Raw genomic sequence first — 14659 nt, 5'->3', positions numbered from 1 at the left:
CGGGCTCACCGCCCCGCGTCGGGCTCCTCGGGGCGGACGGTGTCCCGGCCGGCGGACTTGGCCCGGTACATCAGCGCGTCGACGCGACGCAGCACCGCGTCCGGGGACTCGCCCGGCCGCAACGCGGTGACCCCGAAGCTGGCGGTCACCGGGGTGCCGACCGCGACGCCGAGCTCGACGGGCACCGTCTGGCGCAGACGTTCGGCGAGCCGGGCGGTCTGGCGGGCGTCCGCACCCGGTGCGACGACGACGAACTCCTCCCCGCCCAGGCGGGCGACCAGGTCCCCGTCGCGCACCAGGCGCGACGCGACGTCGGCGACGATCCGCAACGCGCGGTCGCCCACGTCGTGCCCCAGCGTGTCGTTCACCTGCTTGAAGTGGTCCAGGTCCAGGAAGACGACGCCGATCGGGTTGTCCGGCCCCGCCAGCGCGGCCTGGTGGCCCAGCTCCTCGATCAGGCGGCGCCGGTTGGCGATCCCGGTCAGCTCGTCGAGGTAGGCCATGTCCTGCATCCGCGCCGCGTGCCGGACGGCCCGGTCGGCGCGGTCCACGGCGGAGGCAACCCTCTCCTTGGCCCGCGAGAGCACCAGGAGCAGAGCCAGGAACACCCCGAGGTAGACGCCGTAGCGCGCGGCGAGCCACACGTAGGCGCCGCCGTCGGGCCGCCGCCACAGCGCGACGGCCACCGCGGCGGTCATGACCGTCGCGTAGGCGGCGCCGTGCACGACGGCGGTGATCGTGCGTTGGAAGAGGAAGCCGACCACGACGCACACCGCGGCGTCCAGCAAGGGCGTCGGCCAGAGCGAGACCCACGCGGACGCGGCGTCCTGCGCGTCGCCGACCCGGGCCACGGCCAGCAGCACCCACCAGCCCTCCAGCCCGACCAGGCTGATCACGGCGGCGTAGCCCGCCAGACGGGGGTGGCGCACCAGGATCCAGGCGAACACCGCGAGGAACGTCACCAGCGGCGGGTACCCCCACCTGACCCACGGGTCGTGGGGGGCCTCGGTGAGCCACATCGCGGCCATCACCGGTACGCACACCGCGATGCCCAGGGCCACCACCCGGCGGGCGAGAGCGGCGAGGTCGTCGTGGCGCCGCCCGGCGACCCGGTCGCTCCGACTCGTCACGTCGCCTCGCCCTCCGCCACCGGGCAGGCCCCGGGACGTGGTGGCGCCGGCCCGGGTGCACAGTGTGGCGGGACCGGTACCTCGCCGTCACGTCATGCCGCGGCGCGTCAGCTGATCGGAGCAGGGTCGGGGTGCGCGGGTCGGTGCGCGGCGAGACGTCCCCCGGTCGGCGGGGTCAGGTCGCCAGGGCGATCAGCAGCCAGGCGCCGTAGCCGAGCGTGGCCACGCCGAGGGCGCTGACGCCCACGGTGATGCGGCGTCGCCCGCGCTCGCGCGGGCCGAGGTCCAGCAGGATCGCGCGCACCCCGAGCATGGCGTGCCACGTGACGGCCAGCAGGAACGCCGCCTCGATCACGAGGATCACGGGGCTCGACAGGTACGCCACGACGGACGCGTGGTCGCGAAGCCCGGCGGGCGCGTCCACCACGAAGTGCTGCGCCACCAGGTGCACCACCACGAGCACCAGCAGTGCGACCCCGGTGACCACCTGGAGGAGCCATCCCCAGGCGCCCCCCGTGCCCCCACGGCCCGGCAGTGCGGCCCGTCGGCCGTGCGTCGCCGGGACGCGGTCGTGCGGGGTGCGGTGTCTCACGTCGACGGCCATCGCTCAGCCCTCCGTCAGCAGTGCTACGGCGGCCATGGTCACCGCGAGGACGCTCGCGCCGAGCACGGCCACGAGCATCGCGCGCTGCCTGCGGACCGCGACCCCGGTGCCCACCAGTCCGACCCGGATGCCGTTGACCGCGTGCCAGGCGACCGCGGCGAACAGCACCACGTCGACGACGAGCACCGCAGGGTGGCTCGCCACCGCGAGGAAGCCGTCCCAGCTCTCCGGCCCGCGGACCAGCAAGGACAGCACGGCCAGGTGCAGATAGAGGTAGGCGACCAGGACCAGGCCGGCCACCCGGTTGGCGAGGAAGGCCCAGGTCGGTGTTCCGGCGGGGTGCGCCCACCATCCGCGCACGCCCCGGGTGTCGCCGCTCATCGAGCCACCGTCCTCTCCTCCGTGCCGGACGTCCGGGTGCCGTCCCGGGTGCGGTGCGGCACCAGGTGCCTGCGGGTGAGGGCGCCGCGCAGGTGCATGATCCCCGCGGCCGGATCGGCCCCCGTCGGGCACACCTCGCTGCACGCGAAGCTCAGGTGGCACCGCCAGCAGCCGTCGTGGTCGTCCACCCACGCCAGCACCGCCTCCGGGTCTGCGCCCCGCGGTTCGGCGACGGCTCGCCAGGCGGCGTTGAGCGCGGCCGGTCCCAGGTAGTCGGCGTCCGAGCCGGCGATCGGGCAGGCGGACACGCACAGGCCGCACTCGACGCAGTCCTCGAGCTGCATGGGCGCCGGAAGGCCTGGGCCGAGGTCCGCCGACGCGCGGATCAGGGCCCGGCCCGACCGCTCGAGCTGCTCCGACAGTGCCGTCGTGTCGACCACGAGGTCGCTGAGCACGGGCGCGTTGGCCATCGGTTCGACGGTGACGATGCCGGACGGCAGGTCCGCGAGCGTGGTCACGCAGCCGAGCACCTCGGCGCCGTTGACCAGGACCCCGCACGTGCCGCACGAGGAGTGGCAGCACGAGTGCCGCACGGTCAGGCTCGGGTCCTGCGCCCGGCGCACGGTGCGCAGGGCATCCAGCACCGTGGTCCGCGGCTCCACGGGCACCTCGTAGTCGACGAGCGCGGGCGCGTCCCCCGGCTTCCAGCGATACACCCGCAGGGTGCGGGTCGCGCCCGTGTCGCGGCCGGCCGCCCCGTCGGGCGGGGTCGTCCGGACGGCCGGGGGCCGGCGACCCGCCGTGCGGGCTCGCGCCGGACGACGGGGGGCGCTGCCCGGCCCGCCCTCGACGAGGGAGCGGTAGGCGGTGTGCGGCAGCAGCGGCACGTCGCGCGTGCGGCACGCGCGGTCGACGTCCAGGTGCCGGCAGACCACGTCCGCGGTGGCCTCCGCCATCGCCCGCAGTGTGGTCGCCTTGCCGCCAGAGATCGTCACGAAGCCCGCGACGCCGTCGCGCTCGGCGTGGTCGAAGCACTTGAAGGTCCGGGACAGCTCGCGGCCCGTGGTGCTGCCGCTGTCACCGATCAGCGGCCGGACGGCCGACCACGCCGCGCGCATCTCGGCGCCGGCCACCGCCGGGACCAGTCGGGCGCCCTGCTCGATCATGGTGTGGATGTGGTCCTCGGGCAGGTGCAGCTCGTCGGGGTCGTCGACCACCCAGGAGCTGGTCCCGATGACCGACAGGGAGCGCTGCGGCAGGACGATGTCCCCGTCGCCGGAGTCGTGCAGGCGGTTGACCACCATGGTGCACCACCGGCCACGCACCGCCACGAGCACACCGGGGGAGCAGCGCACGGGGACCTGGACGCCCGCGAGGTCGGCGATCTGCTGGGCCCACGGCCCAGCGGCGTTGACCACGAGGTCGGCGGACAGCTCGGCCTCGCGTCCGGTGACGTCGTCGCGGACGACCACCCCGGTGACGGCGGCACCGTCGCGGCGCAGGCCGATCACCGTGGTCCACGGACGGATGGTCGCGCCGTTGCGCTGTGCGGTGGCGAAGAACCGCAAGGGCAGCCGCATCGCGTCCATCGTCGCGTCCGGGACCTGGACCGCGGCCAGGACGTCGGGGCCCAGCCCCGGTTCGCGCTCGCGGGCCTGCGCCGCGGTCAGCACCTCGGCGGGGATGCCGCAGGCCAGGCACGCCTCGACGAACCGAGGCAGGTACTCGAGGTCGGTGGGCGTGATCGCGACGAACAGCCCGTCGTTCTCCTCGAAGGAGCCGGCGGCGATGCGCCGCAGCACCCGGTTCTCCTGGATGCACTCGACTGCCGACTCGGCGTCCTTCACCGCGTAGCGGGCTCCGCTGTGCAGGAGCCCGTGGTGCCGGCCGGTGGTGCCGGAGGTGATCTCACCTCGCTCCAGCAGCGTGACCCGGACGCCTCGCAGGGTGAGGTCGTGGGCCACTGCGCCGCCGGTGCCACCACCTCCCACCACGACGACGTGCGGGGCATGAGGCGTGGCGGCTGTCGGCACTGTCCCCACCTCCTCGATGAGGTGCGCAGCATCTCCACGGTAGCCACGGGGGGCGCCCGAACGGCAAGGGCCGATCGTCCCTGGGCGGGGTAGCGTCGGGCCGTGACCGCGCAGGACCCGCCCGACGTGCTCGTGGTGGATGCCGCCAACGTGGTGGGTTCGCGCCCGGACGGGTGGTGGACGGACCGCGTGGGTGCTGCCGAACGACTGCTGGCCGGTCTCGTCGGGGTCGACCACACGTCGCTGTCGGCGGGTCGGATCGTGGTGGTGCTCGAGGGGCGCGCGAAGGCCGCGGCGCCGTGCGGTGTGCCGGGTCTCGAGCTCGTGCGGGCTGAGCAGGACGGAGACTCCGCCGTGGTGGACGTGGTGCGCGCGAGCGGCGGCGCGGTGGTGGTCACGTCGGACCGGGAGCTGCGCCGGCGGGTCGAGGAGCTCGGGGCGCGCGTGCGGGGCGCCGGCTGGTTGCGGGCCCTGCTGGACGGGGGCCCGCCGGACCGGACGGATCCGGGGGAGCGCTAGGGAGGGCGGCTCGCGCACGGGGTCTCGCGGCGGCCGTGCGACGGGCCTACGCTGTCGTCGGGCCACACTGCGCTCGCCGCCGTGCTCGAGTGGGCCCACGCCGACCGCAGACCGGTGCGGTGTGCCACGGGCCGTCAGGCGCGTCGAGTCCCCTTGAAATAGCCTTTCGCGCAAATTTCGGTGCGTTTCCTGGGGATTTCCTGGCAAATGTGAAGATTGTGTGAATGTGTTAACTTCCTGTTCGCGACGAGGACATTTCGGAGTGACGATCCGAATGCCGTGCATCGCGGCACAGCGGAAGGAGCACTTGGATGTCTTCACGTCGTACCCTGCCGGTCCTTGCGATCGTGGCCGCATCGGGCCTCGTGCTGGCCGGCTGCAGTTCCTCGACGAGCGGCTCGAGCTCGAGCTCGTCGATGAGTCCGAGCTCCGGCTCGTCGGGCGCCTCGTCGTCCTCGGCGAGCGTCCCGCAGGTGGACGCCGGCGCGTTCACCGCGGACTTCTCCGTGATGTCCCAGCTCAAGGACCTCGCCTCGCAGGGCAAGGGGATGATCGGCGTCCTCCTGCCCGACACCACCACCTCCACGCGGTACGTGCAGTACGACGCCCCGTACCTGAAGAAGGCCTTCGAGACCGCCGGGCTGTCGGCCGACCAGTTCAAGATCGACAACGCCAACGGCAGCGCGTCGACCATGCAGACCCAGGCCGAGGCCGACATCAATGCGGGCGCGTCGGTGCTCCTCGTCGACCCGCTGGACCCCGGTAGCGGAGCGGCGATCGAGTCCAAGGCCAAGGCCGCCGGCGTCGCCGTGATCGACTACGACCGCCTGGTGACGGGCGGCCCGAAGGACCGCTACTACGTGTCGTTCGACAATGTGAAGGTCGGCACGCTCATCGGCCAGGGATTCGTCCAGTGCGTCAAGGACTGGAATGTCCAGAAGCCGCAGGTCCTGATCATGGACGGCGATCCCACGGACAACAACGCGAAGCTCTTCGCGCAGGGCTACAACGGCGTTCTCAAGCAGTACTTCGACAACGGCACCTACACCAAGGTGGGTGAGCCCGCCGGTACCTGGGACCCGCAGACCGCGGCGACCACGTTCCAGCAGCAGCTGACCGCGCACCCGAACATCAACGCGGCCATCACACCCAACGACGACAACGCGAACGCTGTGATCTCGATCCTCAAGGGCAACGGCGTCAAGCCCAAGTCGTTCCCGACCACCGGCCAGGACGCCTCGCTGCCCGGTCTGCAGAACGTGCTGACCGGCTACCAGTGCGGCACCGTCTACAAGCCGATCTACCTCGAGGCGCAGGCCGCTGCCGCGCTGGCGATCTACCTGCGGGCCGGTGTCACGCCGCCCAGCTCCCTGGTCAACGCCACGACCAAGGACACGACGCTCAACGCGGACATCTCGTCCGTCTACACGACGCCGATCTGGGTCACGCCCAAGAACATGGCCGACACCGTGGTCAAGGACGGCGCGGTGAAGGTTGCCGACCTGTGCTCCGGCAACGTGGCGAGCGCCTGCTCGGCGGCCGGGATCAGCTGAGCCATGGACAGCGGGACCTCGGCCCCGCCCCTGTTGTCACTACGTGGGGTGTCGAAGTCGTTCGGGCCGGTTCAGGCCCTGGCCGACGTCGACCTCGACGTGCCGGCCGGCGCGGTCACCGCGCTGGCCGGCGACAACGGGGCGGGCAAGTCCACCCTCATCAAGTGCATCGCGGGGATCCATCCCCCCGATCACGGCCAGATGTTCTGGGAGGGCGAGAAGACCCGGCTCCACGGACCCGGGGACGCCGCCGCCCTGGGCATCCAGACCGTCTACCAGGACCTCGCGCTCTGCGACAACCTGGACATCGTCCAGAACATGTTCCTGGGACGCGAACGCCTGCGGCGTGGCCAGCTCGACGACGTCTCGATGGAGCAGGCTGCGTCGGAGACCCTGTCCGACCTCGCCGTGACCACGGTCCGTTCGGTTCGTCAGCAGGTCGCCTCGCTGTCCGGCGGGCAGCGCCAGTCGGTCGCGATCGCCAAGGCCGTCCTGTGGGAGTCCAAGCTCGTGATCATGGACGAGCCCACGGCCGCCCTGGGTGTCGCGCAGACCCGCATGGTCCTCGACCTGGTCCGCAAGCTGGTCGAGCGTGGCCATGCGGTGCTGCTCATCTCGCACAACATGACCGACGTCTTCCAGGTCGCGGACCGCGTCGCCGTGATGCGGCACGGCCGGATGGTCGGCGTGCGCCCGATCGACCAGATCGACCAGCGCATCGTCGTGGACCTGATGACCACCGGAGAGAGCGACCGCGAGGTCTCGGAGCAGCCTCGCCGTGACGAGGAACCACGACCCGACGACGACCAGGAGGTGCCGGGATGAGCGTGCGCGAGGACGCGGCGACCGCCCAGGCGGGTGCCCCGGCCGCGACGAGCGTGGGGGAGTACCTCGGCCTCGCGTGGCGGCGGATCAAGGGCGGCGAGACCGGTGTGCTGCCGGTCGTCGGCGGTCTGATCCTGGTCTCGGTGCTGTTCCAGGCACTCGACGGCCACTTCCTCACCGCGGGCAACCTGGTCAACCTGCTCGTGCAGGCGGCGGTGTTCGCCCTGCTGAGCATGGCCGAGGTGTTCGTCCTGCTGCTCGGTGAGATCGACCTGTCCGTCGGCTTCGTCGCCGGCATCGGCGCGGTCGTGCTGGCGTGGCTCGCCCGACCCCAGTTCGGGTGGCCGTGGTGGGCCGCGATCGGGGCGGCGCTCGTCGCCACGACGCTCATCGGCCTGCTGCACGGCACCCTGATCACCCGCATCGGCCTGCCGTCGTTCGTGGTCACGCTCGGTGGCCTGCTGTTCTGGCAGGGCGTCATGCTGTTCGTGCTGGGCAACGGTGGCTCGATCCAGATCCAGGACCCCGTGCTCAACGCGATCACCAGCGGGACGCTCTCGAGGCCGCTCGGCTGGGCCCTGATGCTCGTGGTGGTCGCCGTGTTCGGGGTCGTGGTGTGGCGCCGTGACGCCCGACGGCGCGGCAGCGGCCTGGTCGCGCCACCGGGGGCGCTCACCCTGGCCAAGATCGCGGCCCTGCTGGTGGGGGGTGCGGGGCTGATCCTGCTGGCCAACGCGGACCGCGGGATGCTCGCCCCGGTGTACGGCTTGCCCTGGGTCGTGGTGCTGGTGCTCGGCGTCCTGGTGGTGTGGGCGTACCTGCTCGGCCGGCGGAGGTTCGGGCTGTACGTGTACGCCGTCGGCGGCAACGCCGAGGCCGCCCGACGGGCCGGGATCAACCTGGCCCGGATCCGTACGGCGGGCTTCGTGCTCAGCTCCCTCACCGCGGGGATCGCCGGGATCGTGTACGCCTCCCGGCTGCGCTCCATCTCGACGTCCCTGGACGGCGGGACGCTGGTGCTCTACGCCGTGGCCGGGGCCGTGATCGGCGGCACCAGCCTGTTCGGCGGCCGGGGCAAGGCGCTGCACGGCGTGCTCGGCGGCCTGGTCATCGCCGCGATCGACAACGGCATGGGACTGCTCGGGTTCAGCGCGGCTGCCAAGTACGTGGTCACCGCCGTCGTGCTGCTGGTGGCCGTGACGATCGACGCCGTCGCCCGACGCCGGACGTAGGACTCAGCCGTCCTCGCCCGCCGGGTCGGCGACGGCCACCAGGGTGCGGGACGCCTTCGCCGCGTACATCGCGGCGTCGGCGTTCCGCACCAGGGTGCCCATCTCGCGGCCGTGCTCGGGGTGCAGCGCGACGCCGATGCTCGTGGTGACGTACGCGGGGGTGCCCTCCAGGTCCATCGGCTCGCGGAACCTGGCCGCGATCCGGGACGCCACATCCAGGGCCACCACGCGGGTGGCCTGCGGCATGAGGACGGCGAACTCGTCGCCGCCGGTACGCGCCACCACGTCCGTCAGGCGCACGGCGCCGGAGATCCGGTGTGCCGCCTCCGCGAGCAGCAGGTCACCGGCGTGGTGGCCGCGGGTGTCGTTCACCTGCTTGAACCCGTCGAGATCGAGGACGAGCACGGCGTGCTGGCCGGTGCCGTCCAGCACGCGCTGGGCACGTTCGGTGAGCTCGCGGCGGTTGGGCAGGCCCGTGAGCTCGTCGGTGCGTGCCTGCGCGCGCAGCCGGGGCTCGGAGACCAGCAGGCGAAGGCCCACCTGGGTACGCACCGTCGCGCCGACCGTGGTCAGCGCGGCCAGCACCGCGGACGCGGTGGGCAGCGCTGTCCACGTGCTCTCGGCGAGCACGAGGAGCACCGCCAGCGCCGCGACCCCCGCGGTGAGGGCCGCAGTCCTGGCGGTCCGCCGGGACTCGTGCGGGTCGGCGTACTGCGACTCGCGGGGCGCCGGTGCCGGTCCGTCCGCCACCACCACGACCCACTGCGCGAGGGCCACCAATCCCACGCCCCAGCCCAGCTGCAGCGAGGACTGCAGCATCGTGGTCGGGTCGCCGACCGCGAACGCCGTGTCGCTGGCTGAGAACAGCAGCAGTCCGCCCACCAGCCACGGCCAGCCCCGAAGCAGGCCCGGGGTGACCGCGATGAGCCCGAGGATCCCGCTGACCAGCGCGAGGTCGGCGACGGGGTAGGCGAGTGCCAGGAGACGTGCGGCGCCGAGCCCACCCGGCCCGTCGTGGAGCCGAGGGAGCAGCGGCAGGGACAGCACGGTGGCGATCGCCAGGAGACCGACCGCCGCGTCGACGACCGTCGCGAACCCCAGCCGCGGAATCCGGTGACGCACGTTGCGGACGAGCGCCACGACGAACAGGACGTAGAACCCCAGGTAGCCCAGGTCGCCCGGAGCGGGGAACGTCACCGACCCGGTGACGAGGTACTGGAGGCCGTTGAGGCTCAGGCCGGCGGCGAAGCAGGCGAGCGCCGCCGCGGCGGGTCTGACCCCGCGGGCGTCGTCGCCAGCCGCGGCGAGCGCCGCCAGCGCGGGCGGCAACCAGGCCAGCACGAGACCCCCGGCGGTGACCGGAGTGCTCGGGACGGCGCTCCCGGTGGCGATCAGCACGCCGTAGCCCAGCACGACCACCCACACGGCGGGCGCGAGGCGCGCGGCGCGACGGACCGTGGTCACAGGAGATCTCCTCGGGGCTGCAGCATGCGGCGTGCAGCGTCGCCGGTCGCTGCTCCGTGCGGCCGGACCTTACCTCGCCCACCTGGGTCGCCGTCCCAGCGTGCGGACCACGGGGCTGGCGGGCCCCGCCGCCCTGACGTACGGTCTGCGGACAGCCGACACGCCGGTGTGTCGGCCCGCGCCGCCGGAGGTGGGTCGCCATGCGTATCGCCGACGTTCTCACGCGCAAGGGGGACACGGTCGTCACCATCAGCCCGGACAGTGCCGTGCGCGCGCTGCTCGCCCTGCTCGCCGAGCACGGCATCGGGGCCGTGGTGGTCTCGGCCGATGGTCACCGGGTGGCCGGTATCGTCAGCGAGCGGGACGTGGTGCGCGGCCTGCACGCCAGTGGTGACGCCGTGCTGGACGGTCCGGTGTCCGCGATCATGACGGCCGACGTGCACACCTGCAGCCCGGGCGACACCGTCGAGGACCTGATGGAGACGATGACGGCCCGCCGGTTCCGGCACGTGCCCGTGGTCGAGGACGGCGTCCTGGTCGGCATCATGAGCATCGGCGACGTGGTCAAGCGTCGGCTGGAGCTGCTGCAGGTGGAGCGGGACCAGCTCAGCGCCTACATCTCGGGCTAGCCGTGCCGCGCGGCTGTCGCGCGTCTGGCGTTGTGATCTTGGTCGCCGCGTCGTTGGATGGCTGTATCGACTCTCACGCAGGCCCGCGCGTGTACTCGCGGGAGTTCCAAGGAGAGGAGTCGACATGGTGACTGCGGAGGAGCTCGGCACGCTCGACGGACGCGAGGTGACCGACCGCGATGGCAGGGTCCTGGGCACGGTCGTCGCGGTCTACGTCGACGACCGGACCCATGAGCCCGCGTGGGCGGTCGTGCGTGGCTCGGACGGGGACCGGCCGGTCCCGCTGACCGGAGCGACCGCGCGGGGCACGCGCCTCGAGCTGGACGTCCCGGGAGACCTCGTGCGCGACGCCCCGGTGTTCGACATCGGCGACAGCGTCGCGACCCAGGACGAGCTGCGGCTCATCGAGCACTACGGCTCGGCGTTCAGCCCGGCCACGGGACCCGGCTCCGGCTCGCGCAGCGCACACCTGGCCAGCCCGACGACCGGCCCCGGAGCCCCCGGGGGCCTGCCGGCCACCGAGGAGGCCGCCAGCCCCACGGCCGGGCCCGGCGCGTCCGGGGACCTGCCCCCGACACACCCGCGCCAGAGTCCCCGGACAGGTGTCGGGGGCAGCGGAGAACCGGAGGTGGGCCACCTGCGACGGTGGCAGCCGGCTCACTGAGGACCGGTCGGCTCGGTGCGCGGGCCGCCGCGCGCCGAGCCGGGTTCACTCCCCGCTCTGGCCGAGGAGCTCGCGGACCCTGGGGATCACCTGTGTTCCGTACAGCTCCACGGTGTGCATCAGCTCGTCGTGCGGCTGCGGGCCGTGCGCATAGCGCAGGTCGAACCGGTCGATGCCGAGCGTGCGGATCGTCGTCGCGATGCGCTCCGCGACGGTCCGGGGGGACCCGACGTACAGCGAACCCGCGTCCACCTCCGCGTCGAACTGCTCGCGCGTCATCTCCCCCCAGCCGCGGTCCCGGCCGATCCGGTCCCGGCTCGCCTTGTAGTGCGGGAACAGCTGGTCGCGGGCCTCGTCGTCGGTGTCGGCGACGAAGCCCGGCGAGTGCACACCGACGGGCAGCCGGCCACCCGTGGGGCCGGTGCCGGCCTCCTCGACACTGGTGTGGAACAGCTCGACGAACGAGGCGAAGCGCTCGGGAGGCCCACCGACGATCGCCAGCATCATCGGCAGGCCGTAGCGCGCGGTCCGGACCACGGACTCCGTCGTGCCGCCGACCCCCACCCACACCGGCAGGGAGCCGCGGCGCGTGGTGGGGAACGCGTGCGCGTCGGTCAGGGCGGGCCGCGTCCGCCCGTGCCAGCTCAGGGTGTCCTCGGTGCGCAGCCGCGAGAGCAGGTCGAGCTTGTCGTCGAACAGCACCACGTAGTCGGACAGGTCGTGGCCGAAGAGCTCGAAGGGCTCGGTGAAGGATCCCCGTCCCACCTGGATCTCGGCGCGGCCGTCGCTGAGCCCGTCGAGGGTCGCGAAGCGCTCGTAGACCCGCACCGGGTCGTCGGTGGACAGCACCGTCACGCCGGACGAGAGCGTGATGCGCTCGGTGCGGGCGGCGACCGCCGCCAGCACGACCTCGGGACAGGAGATCGCGAAGTCCGGTCGGTGATGCTCGCCGAGGACGAAGTGGTCCACGCCGCACCGGTCAGCGAGCGCACCCTGCTCGACCACCTCGCGCAGCACCTGGTGCATCGGCGGGGCCGCGCCGTCCGGCTCGGGCCCCACGTCGCCGAACGTGCCCAGGCCCAGGCTGACGGAGCTCATGGGCCGCATCCAATCACCGCACGGCCGTGCGCGCGTCTCAGGACGAGTGGTCCAGGATCTCCAGCACCTCGTCCCGGGTGAGCCGCACCGGGTTGCCGGCCATCGAGCTGGCGGCCATGGCCGCGTCCGCCGCGCGCTCGTGGTCATCGCTTGCCAGCCCGAGCGCACCGAGGGGTGGCACGCGCAGCAGGGACACGGTCTCGCGGAGCCAGGCGACAGCGTCATCCGGTCCGGCGGTCGGGTCGCCGGTGAGGATCCTTGCCGCCTCGGCATACCGGGCCAAGGCTCGGGACTCGGGGTCGCGCTCGCGCAGCGCGCGCACGTTGACCTCCGTCGTCGCGGCCAGCACCGCTGCGCACAGCCGCCCGTGGGCGGCCCCCGTCATGCCTCCGAGCGGTGCAGCCAGACCGTGCACCGCGCCGAGCTTGGCATTGGCCAGCGCCATGCCGGACAGCAGTGCGGCGAGGCTCATGTCCGTCCGGGCGGCGAGGTCCGAGCCGTCGGCGCCGGCCCGCCGCAGCCCGGCCGCCGCCCTGGCGAGCCCTTCGCGTGCCAGGGCGTCGCTGATCGGGTTCGCCTTGACCGACGTCAGCGGCTCCAGGCACTGGGTGAGGGCGTCCAGGCCCGACGAGGCCGTGACGTCGGGTGGGCAGCTGAGGGTCAGCTCGGGGTCGACCACCGCGGCCGCGGGCAGCATCGCGGGGCTGCGCAGGCTCGCCTTGACGCCGTGCTCGGCGGACAGCACCGGTGCGTTCGCGGTGACCTCCGCGCCGGTGCCGGCCGTCGTGGGCACCGCGATGACCGGCACCGAGGTGCTCGGCAGCGGCAGGCCCGCCCCGATCACCTCGAGGTGGTCGAGGACGCCGCGGTCGCTGTGCAGCAGGACGCCGACGGCCTTGGCGAGGTCGATCACCGACCCGCCGCCCCACCCGATGACCACGTCGGGGTGCGCGGCCCGCGCCGACTCGACCGCCGCGGAGACCCCTTCGACGGTCGGCTCGCCGCTCCACCGCACGACCGTGGGGTCCGCCAGCCGGCCGAGCGGACCCTGGCCGGGGTCCGTGTGGTACCCGCAGACCACCAGGGTGCGTGCTCCGTGCTGGGCCGCCAGCGCGGGGACCTGGGCGCTGACGCCCGGGCCCACGAGCACCTGTCCGGCGGTGCGGAAGGTGAACGTCATGTCCACAGCCGTTCGACCGTGCTGCGATACAGCATCGGGCCCGCGCCGTTGGCGGGGACGAACTCCTCCGCGTCCGCGTCGCCCGTCAGCGCCAGGCCGAGCGCCTCGAGCTCGAAGGAGGCGATCAGTCGCATCAGGTCGTCGCGCTCGTGCCAGATGTTCGGGTCGCCGAACACGTGGTCCCACACCGCCGGGCCGACGGGTCCGTACAGGATCGGCCGGCCGGCGCCGTACAGGATCATCTCCCCGCGGTGCCGCTGGTTCTGGGCGTCGAGCACCACGGAGACGTGCACGCGGTCCACGTCTCGCAGGTCCTTGCTGTGACTCTCGCGCATGGTTCCCAGGGTGCCGCGGCGGCCGTCGCGCTGCGCGGAGGCGCGCGGCGCGGTTCCTGCGGGGCGGGCGTGCGGCGCGGTTCCCGCCGGGGCAGGCGTGCCCTCAGCCCGCCAGACCGGTGAGCCTGCCGAGCGCGGCCGCGACGCCGAGCCCGGCCGCGGTCCACGCGAGCATGCTGCCCAGGAGGTAGGCGAGGTAGCGCGCCCGGGCTCCTGCGCCGCCCTCCCAGCGCGGTGCGGGAGCCCACCGGACAAGGTCGATCAGCTCACGGGCCTGGCCGGCGGGACGGGTGTGGGACGGGTGGGTGACGGCCGGCGTGGTCGAGGTCATCGGGTGCTCCGGGGTGTGGGCATGCCAAGGGTGCCGGGGGTGCCCGGCAACGCCAGTATCGGCCGTGCGTGCTGCGGCGTGACCCACCGTGCGCCGTCGTGGAACGCCCCGTCTCACCTCGCGACCGCCCCGCTCAGTGCGCTCCGCGACGGCCCGCTCCGCGACGGCCCCCGTGGGGCGGGGTCGGCGGTGGTGCGTCAGGCCCAGGACGGGGGTGGCGGGGGAGCCTGCGTCGGCGGCGGGGCCGGTTGAGTGCCCTCCGGCGCGGCCGGCGGAGCGGCACCGGGTGCGGGCGGTGGGCTTGCGGGTGCGGGTGGCGGGGCGGCGGACGCACCGGGCGGTGGCGGCGCAGCGGCCGCGGCGCCGGGGGGAGGGGGTGCGGCGGGGGTCGCGGTGCGCAGGGCGAACGAGCGCAGGGTGCCGCGCTGCTCCGCCTCCTGCAGAGCGGCCATCACCCGGTCGCGGTCCTCGGGAGCGGCGGGCCGGCCCGTGGCCTCGAGGTAGCTGAGGATGCCGAGGTCGTGCAGCAGCGCGTCGGGGGACGGTCCGCCACCTCCCCCGGAGAACGAGCTCGCCGTGCTGCTCAGCGCGCCGTCGGCCTTCGCGGCCAGACCGCTCGCGGTCGCTTTCGCCTTGTCCAGGAAGCCCATCGATGTCCTTCCTCTCGCCCCGGGCGACGCT

At 73.5% G+C, this 14659-nt stretch carries 16 protein-coding genes; 6 read left to right on the top strand and 10 right to left on the bottom strand.

The window, feature by feature from the left end; genetic code table 11:
* Positions 1-5: 5 nt before the first annotated feature.
* The 4 genes from Q6348_RS01315 to Q6348_RS01300 all read right to left on the bottom strand — a co-directional run bounded on the left by Q6348_RS01315 (position 6) and on the right by Q6348_RS01300 (position 4148).
* Positions 6-1130: a GGDEF domain-containing protein gene (locus Q6348_RS01315; RefSeq protein ID WP_304599534.1), complete on the bottom strand. Its 1125-nt coding sequence runs from the start codon at positions 1128-1130 to the stop codon at positions 6-8.
* A gap of 175 nt (positions 1131-1305) precedes the next feature.
* Entirely contained in the window at positions 1306-1734 is a 429-nt protein-coding gene (locus tag Q6348_RS01310) for a succinate dehydrogenase/fumarate reductase transmembrane subunit (RefSeq protein ID WP_304599533.1), read from the bottom strand.
* Positions 1735-1737: 3 nt separating this feature from the next.
* Positions 1738-2115, bottom strand: coding sequence for a succinate dehydrogenase/fumarate reductase transmembrane subunit (locus tag Q6348_RS01305; protein WP_304599532.1), 378 nt, complete (start codon positions 2113-2115; stop codon positions 1738-1740).
* Positions 2112-4148 (bottom strand): FAD-dependent oxidoreductase, encoded by a 2037-nt coding sequence (locus Q6348_RS01300; protein ID WP_304599531.1) that lies wholly within the window; start codon positions 4146-4148, stop codon positions 2112-2114. Before Q6348_RS01300 ends, Q6348_RS01305 begins: the two co-directional genes overlap by 4 nt.
* A gap of 102 nt (positions 4149-4250) precedes the next feature.
* Between Q6348_RS01300 and Q6348_RS01295 the strand changes: the two genes are divergently transcribed.
* The 4 genes from Q6348_RS01295 to Q6348_RS01280 all read left to right on the top strand — a co-directional run bounded on the left by Q6348_RS01295 (position 4251) and on the right by Q6348_RS01280 (position 8277).
* Positions 4251-4667 carry a hypothetical protein gene (locus Q6348_RS01295; protein ID WP_304599530.1) on the top strand — a complete coding sequence of 139 codons (417 nt, stop codon included), beginning with the start codon at positions 4251-4253 and terminating at the stop codon, positions 4665-4667.
* 311 nt (positions 4668-4978) lie between these two features.
* On the top strand, positions 4979-6220 hold the full coding sequence (locus Q6348_RS01290; protein ID WP_304599529.1) for a sugar ABC transporter substrate-binding protein: 1242 nt from the start codon (positions 4979-4981) through the stop codon (positions 6218-6220).
* Between the two features lie 48 nt (positions 6221-6268).
* On the top strand, positions 6269-7045 hold the full coding sequence (locus Q6348_RS01285; RefSeq protein ID WP_304599528.1) for an ATP-binding cassette domain-containing protein: 777 nt from the start codon (positions 6269-6271) through the stop codon (positions 7043-7045).
* Positions 7042-8277: a sugar ABC transporter permease gene (locus tag Q6348_RS01280; RefSeq protein ID WP_304599527.1), complete on the top strand. Its 1236-nt coding sequence runs from the start codon at positions 7042-7044 to the stop codon at positions 8275-8277. Before Q6348_RS01285 ends, Q6348_RS01280 begins: the two co-directional genes overlap by 4 nt.
* Before the next feature lie 3 nt (positions 8278-8280).
* Here Q6348_RS01280 and Q6348_RS01275 read toward each other — a convergent pair whose 3' ends face one another.
* Entirely contained in the window at positions 8281-9741 is a 1461-nt protein-coding gene (locus tag Q6348_RS01275) for a GGDEF domain-containing protein (RefSeq protein WP_304599526.1), read from the bottom strand.
* Positions 9742-9941: 200 nt separating this feature from the next.
* Here Q6348_RS01275 and Q6348_RS01270 point away from each other — a divergent pair, with 200 nt between their 5' ends.
* Positions 9942-10370 carry a CBS domain-containing protein gene (locus tag Q6348_RS01270; protein WP_304599525.1) on the top strand — a complete coding sequence of 143 codons (429 nt, stop codon included), beginning with the start codon at positions 9942-9944 and terminating at the stop codon, positions 10368-10370.
* A gap of 124 nt (positions 10371-10494) precedes the next feature.
* A complete protein-coding gene (locus tag Q6348_RS01265) occupies positions 10495-11034 on the top strand; it encodes a PRC-barrel domain-containing protein (RefSeq protein ID WP_304599524.1) in 540 nt (179 codons plus the stop codon).
* A 45-nt stretch (positions 11035-11079) separates the two neighbouring features.
* On the opposite strand, the gene Q6348_RS01260 is transcribed toward Q6348_RS01265, so the two are convergent.
* From Q6348_RS01260 to Q6348_RS01240, 5 genes are all read right to left on the bottom strand, one after another.
* Positions 11080-12132 carry an Atu2307/SP_0267 family LLM class monooxygenase gene (locus Q6348_RS01260; RefSeq protein WP_304599523.1) on the bottom strand — a complete coding sequence of 351 codons (1053 nt, stop codon included), beginning with the start codon at positions 12130-12132 and terminating at the stop codon, positions 11080-11082.
* Positions 12133-12169: 37 nt separating this feature from the next.
* Positions 12170-13312: an iron-containing alcohol dehydrogenase gene (locus tag Q6348_RS01255; protein ID WP_304599522.1), complete on the bottom strand. Its 1143-nt coding sequence runs from the start codon at positions 13310-13312 to the stop codon at positions 12170-12172.
* Entirely contained in the window at positions 13309-13647 is a 339-nt protein-coding gene (locus Q6348_RS01250) for a hypothetical protein (protein ID WP_304599521.1), read from the bottom strand. The genes Q6348_RS01255 and Q6348_RS01250 overlap by 4 nt, the downstream gene beginning before the upstream one ends.
* Positions 13648-13750: 103 nt before the next feature.
* Entirely contained in the window at positions 13751-13978 is a 228-nt protein-coding gene (locus Q6348_RS01245) for a chemotaxis protein CheW (RefSeq protein WP_304599520.1), read from the bottom strand.
* Positions 13979-14175: 197 nt separating this feature from the next.
* On the bottom strand, positions 14176-14628 hold the full coding sequence (locus Q6348_RS01240; protein ID WP_304599519.1) for a hypothetical protein: 453 nt from the start codon (positions 14626-14628) through the stop codon (positions 14176-14178).
* Between the last annotated feature and the right edge of the window lie 31 nt (positions 14629-14659).

Source organism: Actinotalea lenta, assembly GCF_030586465.1.
GTDB classification, from domain to species: domain Bacteria; phylum Actinomycetota; class Actinomycetes; order Actinomycetales; family Cellulomonadaceae; genus Actinotalea; species Actinotalea lenta.
Note: the sequence above shows the minus strand (reverse complement) of the source record. Positions and strands in the feature narration are given on the sequence as shown.

Excerpts from the sequence above, each read along its gene's own strand:
- Q6348_RS01310 (WP_304599533.1), bottom strand. The coding sequence starts at position 1,734 with ATGGCCGTCGACGTGAGACACCGCACCCCGCACGACCGCGTCCCGGCG.
- Q6348_RS01305 (WP_304599532.1), bottom strand. The coding sequence starts at position 2,115 with ATGAGCGGCGACACCCGGGGCGTGCGCGGATGGTGGGCGCACCCCGCC.
- Q6348_RS01290 (WP_304599529.1), top strand. The coding sequence starts at position 4,979 with ATGTCTTCACGTCGTACCCTGCCGGTCCTTGCGATCGTGGCCGCATCG.
- Q6348_RS01280 (WP_304599527.1), top strand. The coding sequence starts at position 7,042 with ATGAGCGTGCGCGAGGACGCGGCGACCGCCCAGGCGGGTGCCCCGGCC.
- Q6348_RS01270 (WP_304599525.1), top strand. The coding sequence starts at position 9,942 with ATGCGTATCGCCGACGTTCTCACGCGCAAGGGGGACACGGTCGTCACC.
- Q6348_RS01265 (WP_304599524.1), top strand. The coding sequence starts at position 10,495 with ATGGTGACTGCGGAGGAGCTCGGCACGCTCGACGGACGCGAGGTGACC.
- Q6348_RS01260 (WP_304599523.1), bottom strand. The coding sequence starts at position 12,132 with ATGAGCTCCGTCAGCCTGGGCCTGGGCACGTTCGGCGACGTGGGGCCC.
- Q6348_RS01255 (WP_304599522.1), bottom strand. The coding sequence starts at position 13,312 with ATGACGTTCACCTTCCGCACCGCCGGACAGGTGCTCGTGGGCCCGGGC.
- Q6348_RS01250 (WP_304599521.1), bottom strand. The coding sequence starts at position 13,647 with ATGCGCGAGAGTCACAGCAAGGACCTGCGAGACGTGGACCGCGTGCAC.
- Q6348_RS01245 (WP_304599520.1), bottom strand. The coding sequence starts at position 13,978 with ATGACCTCGACCACGCCGGCCGTCACCCACCCGTCCCACACCCGTCCC.
- Q6348_RS01240 (WP_304599519.1), bottom strand. The coding sequence starts at position 14,628 with ATGGGCTTCCTGGACAAGGCGAAAGCGACCGCGAGCGGTCTGGCCGCG.